Here is a 6,475-nt window from a genome sequence, read left to right on the forward strand (position 1 = left end):
TCGTTCATCCGCGCGTCAGTACCAGAAGGGAGAGCAGCGTGACAAAGCTGTAAAGCAGGTAAATCGCGATGCGCCCCTGCTGCAGGAAGGCGATGAGCCGCGTTCCGTACTCAACAATTCTTGCGATCGGCAGATAGAGCCAATACCAGAAAGGATCTTCAACCAGGCTGCGGTAACGTGGCTGGGTATCGAAGGGTGACGGGTGTTCGCGCGTGCGTTTGAAGAAGGGCGAGAAAATCCGCCGAATCGGCTGGCCGAAGCCTTCGGCGGTGTCCTGCATACGGCTGGTTTGCAGCGGGAATCCACAGTCCCACGCCGGGACGCGCTTCAGGCGTCTGTGGAAGCTGCGGTTAACCACCCAATAAACGAGCGGCATGAGAACCAGGATGCTGACGAGGAAGATGGCCGGGCTGTAGCTGGCTCGATCTTCGCTGATCGGGGCCAGTAGCCACCAGCCATGGTTGTTGGCAGCGTAGCTCAGGCCACTGCCGACGAGCAGGCGGGTGACCGGATCAAGCAGGGCAATGACGACATTGGGCAGCAGACCAAGCAGGACGCAGCCAACCGCCAGCCAGAGTAGCCCGATGCGTTCAAGGCGACCAGCATCATGGGCGTGCGAGAGTTTTTCCTCGCGCGGCTGGCCGAGGAAGACAACGCCAAAAAACTTGACCATGGCGAAGCCGGCGAGTGCGGCGATCAGTGCGATGGCGCCGGCAACGACCGGCAGCAGCATGTTGAGATAGCCCTGCGGCAGCCCGGAAGTGAACAGGAAGCTTTGCAGCAGCAGCCATTCCGAGACGAAGCCATTGAACGGCGGCAGGCCGGCCGAAGACAGCACGCCAACCAGTGCCAGCCAGGTGACCCACGGCATGCGGTGGATCAGGCCGCCGAGCTTGCCGAGGTTACGCTCCCGGGTGGCGTGCAGTACCGAGCCAGTACACAGGAAGAGCAGACTTTTGAAGAAGGCATGGTTGAGGCAGTGGTAAAGCGTGGCGGTGAGCGCCAGCGCGGCAAGGTATGGCAGCGCGAAGGATTTGAAGATCAGGGTCAGTCCGAAGCCGACAAAAATCAGCCCGATGTTCTCGATCGACGAGTAGGCGAGCAGGCGTTTCATGTCGGTTTGCACCGTCGAGAAGATGACACCGAACAGCGCGGTCGCCAGCCCGAGCACCAGCAGCAGCACGCCCCACCACCAGAGTTGCGCATGCAGCAGATCGAAGCTCACGCGCAGCAGCCCGTAGATCGCCGTCTTGAGCATGACGCCACTCATCATCGCCGAGACTGGCGAGGGCGCTGCCGGGTGCGCTTCGGGCAGCCAGATGTGCAGCGGCAGTAGCCCGGCCTTGGCGCCAAAGCCGAACAGCGCAAGCAGAAAGGCGACGGTCGGCCAGAAACCCAGCGTGGAGAACTCACGCATGGCATCGAACGTATAGTCCCCCGCGCTGCCCGCCATGACACCGAAGGAAAGCAGGATGCCAACGGCGCCGATGTGGGCGACCAGCAGGTAAAGATAGCCGGCGCGCCTGATTTCGGCGTGGCGGTGTTCCGAGGTGACCAGGAAGAAGGAACTGAGCGCCATCGTTTCCCAGGCGACCATGAAGGCATAGCCGTCGTCAGCCAGCATCACGAAAGCCATGCTGGTCAGGAAAAGGTGATAGAGCAGACATTGCAGACCCGGTGCCGTACCTTCGCCCTTGCGGATGTAGCCGGCAGCGTAGATCGAGATACCGGCAGAGGTGGCGCCAAGCAGGAAGAGGAAAAAGGACGATAGCGCGTCAAGACGCAAATGGAAAGGCAGGTCAGGCAGGCCGATTGGCAGGATCAGGACTTGCGGGCTGGCGACGATGCTGCTCAGAGAAAGCAGGGCAAGCGCCAGGCCGCAGAGCGCGCCCAGTGGAAAAAGCACACGGCTGATCAGGGTGAAATTTCGCTGGAAAGCCACGCCGACGATGCCGATCAACAACCACACCAGCGCAGTGATCAGTACCCAGTCGATCAGCAGCAATTGGCGCATTTTCTGGATAGCCCTATAAACGCTTGCGCAGGAGAAGGTGGCTGATGTGTGCTTGTTCGGTGAACACGAGCTATTTGCCTTCCTGAACGTTATTGGCTGGTGGCTTGATCATCTCACGCAAAATCTGCGCTGCGGCCCAGAGCATCAGCAAGAGGCCGCCGACAAGTGCTGCAAGCGCTCCCATGGTGCCGGTCGGAAAGCCGGGAATGAACAGCGCTTCCCCTTTTGCAAACCACACGGCGCCGGTAGCAAAGAAAACCATGCCGACGACGTCAAAGACGGCGAAGAACATGATCTTCAAAGTGAGCTGCGGGCGCTGTGATCTTGTCATGGCGTTTTATTTTACTCGCATTCCCGGCTGGGCACCGACATCGGGCGTGAGCAGGAAGATGCCAGGTGATTTGCTGTCGGAACTCTTGTCAGTACTCGATGCCGCGAGCACCATCCCCTCGCTCATGCCGAACTTCATCTTGCGCGGCGCGAGATTGGCGACCATCACCGTCATGCGTCCGACCAGTAGCGCCGGGTCGTAGGCTGATTTGATACCGGCGAAAACCTGGCGCGGTTGCTCTTCTCCGATGTCGAGCGAGAGGCGGATCAGTTTCTCTGCACCCTCGACATGGCCGGCATCGACGATGCGCGCGATGCGCAGATCGACCTTCATGAAGTCATCGATGCTTATGGTTTGCTCCCCTCTCCCTGCGGGAGAGGGGCTGGGGGTGAGGGCAGCAGGCGCTGCAGTCTTCGCCCCGAGAGCAGCAAAAATGGTTTCCAGGACGGCTTCGGTTTCCTGGAGCATTTCATTATTCCAGAAGCGCAGCACGCGGATGCCAGCGACGGCTAGCGCGCGAGTGCGTTCGTTATCGTAGTGCACCGCTTCGGCGTGCTGGCTGCCGTCGAGTTCGACAGCGAGAAGCGCTTCCTGGCAGAAGAAGTCGAGAATGTAGCGCTGACCATGACCAAGATCGAGCGGATGCTGACGGCGAAATTTAGCGCCAGCAATTTGGCGATCTCGCAGCAGACCCCAGAGCAAAGTTTCTGCATCAGTCTGGCCGTGACGCAGGGTGCGCGCACGACTGATCAGGTCAGGAGAAAGGGTAGGCTTGTGAGCCCTCACCCCCGGCCCCTCTCCCGCAGGGAGAGGGGAGATTGGAGCAGATTCTGGAACGGGAGCAAGTGATGTCATGTTGGCTTCTACAAGGGCAGCGATCTGTTTCGGATCGATGCGTATCATGAGGTGGCTATAGGTTTTGATGGTATGGCCGGTGACCAGCGGCGTTGCAGCGTCGCTCCAGGTGAGCGGAGCGATGTCAAGAAAGGACTCGACGGCTTCGGCGACCTTGGGCAGCACCGGTTTCAGGTAGAGCGTGAGCAGGCGGAAGGCTTCTAAAGCCTCGGAACAGGCGGCATGGAGTTCTGTTTCTCGTCCTTGCTGCTTGGCGAGTTCCCACGGTTTGCGCTCATTGACGACGACGTTGGCGGCGTCGGCCAGCGCCATGACTTCGCGCAGGGCGCGTCCAAACTCGCGTTCCTCATAGGCCTTGGCAATTCTGCAGGCGGCGTCGCGCAATGGCGTCAGCCAGGCTGCATCTGTAGTAGCGGCCAGCTTGCAGTCGAATTTCTTGCTGATGAACCCCGCACAGCGGCTGGCGATGTTGACGTACTTGCCGATGAGGTCCGAGTTTACGCGTGCCGCAAAATCCTCAAGGTTGAGGTCGATGTCTTCCATCGTGCTGTTGAGTTTCGCGGCGTAGTAATAGCGCAGCCACTCGGGGTTGAGGCCGGTCGCAAGGTAGCTCTCGGCGGTGATGAAGGTTCCGCGCGACTTGGACATCTTGGAGCCATCGACGGTCAGGAAGCCGTGCGCAAAGACGCTGGTCGGGGTGCGGAATCCCGCATGTTCCAGTTCGGCTGGCCAGAAGAGGGCATGGAAATAGAGGATGTCCTTGCCGATGAAGTGATAGAGCTCGGTTTGTGAGCCGGGCTTCCAGTATTCGTCAAAGTCGAGGCCTTTCCGGTCGCACAGATTCCTGAACGATCCCATGTAGCCGATCGGGGCGTCGAGCCAGACGTAGAAGTATTTGCCCGGCGCATCGGGAATCTCGAAGCCAAAGTAAGGGGCGTCGCGCGAGATGTCCCAGTCGGTGAGCTTGTTTTCACCTTCTTTTTCCTCAAATCCCAGCCATTCCTGCATCTTGTTCGCCGCTTCCGGTTGCAAGCGTCCGGCTTCTCGCGTCCAGCGGCGCAGGAAACTCTGGCAGTTCGGGTCGGAGAGTTTGAAGAAGTAGTGGTCGGAATTGCGCAGTACCGGTTTGGCGCCGGATACGGCCGAGTACGGGTCTATCAGGTCATTGGGCGTGTAGGCCGCACCACAGATCTCGCAGTTGTCGCCGTATTGATCCTTGGCGCCGCACTTGGGGCATTCGCCCTTGATGAAACGGTCCGGCAGGAACATCTGCTTGACCGGGTCGTAGTATTGCTCGATGGTGCGTTTCTCGATCAGCCCGGCCGCCTGCAGGCGGGCATAAATGGTGTTGGCACAGTGGCGCGTTTCGTCGGAGTGCGTCGTGTAGAAATTGTCGAAGGCGACATGGAAGCCGGCAAAGTCTCGGGAATGTTCGCCGTGCACGCGTTCGATCAGCGCCTCCGGGGTGATGCCGTCTTTTTCCGCACGCAGCATGATCGGTGTGCCGTGTGTATCGTCGGCGCAGACATACCAGCACTCGCTGACCTTTTCCTTCGGCTGCATCTTCTGGAAGCGCACCCAGATGTCGGTCTGGATGTATTCGACGAGGTGGCCGAGGTGGATGGCGCCGTTGGCATAGGGCAGGGCGGAGGTAACGAGGATTTTGCGGGTCATGGGCTGCGATCAGGAATTCCGGTGGGGCGTTGGAGTTGTTTATTGAGCCGCTTGCGGCAAAGCGTGCATTCTAGCAAAGTGCAGTCCTTAACGTTTTCGGGTAAGCTTGAGCAAATTACTCGGGTATCTCATCAAGGAGCAATAAAATGGTGGTAACGATTGATGCTGTGCAAGCGGCGCTGAAAGATCTGATCGATCCCAATACGAAGAAAGACTTCATTTCGACGCGCTCGGCAAAGAACATAAGAGTCGAGGGCGACAAGGTGTCGCTCGATGTCGAACTCGGTTATCCGGCAAAAACACAGATCGAAGGCATCCGCAGCGCGGTGGTTGCCGCGATCAAGACGGTTCCCGGTGTTAGCCGTGTCGAGGCCAACGTGACGATGAAGATCGTGGCCCACGCCGTACAGCGCAACCTCAAGCCGCTCAAGGGCGTCAAGAACATCATCGCCGTGGCGTCCGGCAAGGGCGGTGTCGGCAAAAGCACGACGGCCGTCAATCTGGCGCTGGCGCTGGCCCAGGAAGGCGCGACGGTGGGCTTGCTCGATGCCGACATCTACGGCCCGTCAATCCCGCAGATGCTCGGTCTGGCCGGTCGTCAGCCGGAGTCGGAAGATGGCACTTCGATGGACCCGCTACTGGCCTACGGTCTGCAGACGATGTCCATCGGCTACATGATCGATGTCGATGCGCCGATGGTCTGGCGTGGGCCGATGGTCACGCAGGCGCTGGAGCAACTGCTCAATCAGACGAACTGGAAAGATGTTGATTACCTTATCGTCGACATGCCGCCAGGCACTGGCGACACCCAACTGACACTGGCGCAAAAAGTGCCGGTGACCGGCGCGGTGATCGTCACCACGCCGCAGGATATTGCCCTGATCGATGCGCGCAAGGGGCTGAAGATGTTCGACAAGGTCGGCATCCCGATCCTCGGCCTGGTCGAAAACATGAGCATCCATATCTGCTCGAAGTGCGGTCACGAAGAGCATATCTTCGGTCACGGTGGCGGTGAGTTGATGTGCAAGGACTACGATGTCGAATTTCTCGGCTCGCTACCGCTGGAACTCTCGATCCGCGAACTGGCCGATGCCGGCCGGCCAACGGTGGTCGGCGCCCCGGATTCCCGCGCCGCCGACATTTACCGGATGATCGCCCGCCGTGTTGCCGTGAAGGTGGCAGAGCGTGCCAAGGATATGAGCGCCAAGTTCCCGAATATCGTGGTGCAGAATACTTGAGAATCAGTGAAAAATATCAAGAATCCATGGCTCGAGGCCAGGCTCCGCGCCCGCAGAGGCGGCGCGAAGCCTCCCTGAAGAGGGACAAAAGGCGCAGAGGTAACGCAGAGTAAAGCAAAGGAAGTGCAGAGCAGAGCAAACCGGAATGTCTCGGGTTGCTCTTGTTTCTCTTGGCGACACCGTTTTACCTTTGCCCCTCTGCAGCCCGGTAGCCCGGTAGCCCGGTAGCCCGGTAGGGTGCGCAAAATCTTTTCTTTGCGCACGCGGAACACATCTCATGCATCGACCTAGTTGATACGCCAGCTGGTGCGCACCCCAAGAGTACTTCTTCAGGCTGGCGCTGCCATCCTTCAGGGCGCACCC

4 protein-coding genes are annotated in these 6,475 nt (G+C 59.4%); 1 reads left to right on the plus strand and 3 read right to left on the minus strand.

What is annotated here, in order from left to right:
* Positions 1-4: 4 nt before the first annotated feature.
* From hyfB to metG, 3 genes are all read right to left on the minus strand, one after another.
* A complete protein-coding gene (gene hyfB, locus ACOYNV_RS15595; protein WP_422900714.1) occupies positions 5-2,014 on the minus strand; it encodes a hydrogenase 4 subunit B in 2,010 nt (669 codons plus the stop codon).
* A gap of 70 nt (positions 2,015-2,084) precedes the next feature.
* Positions 2,085-2,345, minus strand: a complete 261-nt coding sequence (locus ACOYNV_RS15600; protein ID WP_422900715.1) for a hypothetical protein — start codon at positions 2,343-2,345, stop codon at positions 2,085-2,087.
* Between the two features lie 6 nt (positions 2,346-2,351).
* Positions 2,352-4,874 (minus strand): methionine--tRNA ligase, encoded by a 2,523-nt coding sequence (gene metG / locus ACOYNV_RS15605; protein ID WP_422900716.1) that lies wholly within the window; start codon positions 4,872-4,874, stop codon positions 2,352-2,354.
* Between the two features lie 146 nt (positions 4,875-5,020).
* On the opposite strand from metG, the gene apbC reads away from it, so the two are divergent.
* On the plus strand, positions 5,021-6,112 hold the full coding sequence (apbC, locus tag ACOYNV_RS15610) for an iron-sulfur cluster carrier protein ApbC (protein ID WP_422900717.1): 1,092 nt from the start codon (positions 5,021-5,023) through the stop codon (positions 6,110-6,112).
* Positions 6,113-6,475: the final 363 nt, after the last annotated feature.

The organism is Propionivibrio sp. (genome assembly GCF_049316945.1).
Taxonomy (GTDB): Bacteria; Pseudomonadota; Gammaproteobacteria; order Burkholderiales; family Rhodocyclaceae; genus Propionivibrio.

Bases quoted from the DNA above. Each gene is read 5' to 3' on its own strand.
- hyfB (WP_422900714.1), bottom strand. From the start codon at position 2,014: ATGCGCCAATTGCTGCTGATCGACTGGGTACTGATCACTGCGCTGGTG.
- apbC (WP_422900717.1), top strand. From the start codon at position 5,021: ATGGTGGTAACGATTGATGCTGTGCAAGCGGCGCTGAAAGATCTGATC.
- ACOYNV_RS15600 (WP_422900715.1), bottom strand. From the start codon at position 2,345: ATGACAAGATCACAGCGCCCGCAGCTCACTTTGAAGATCATGTTCTTC.
- metG (WP_422900716.1), bottom strand. From the start codon at position 4,874: ATGACCCGCAAAATCCTCGTTACCTCCGCCCTGCCCTATGCCAACGGC.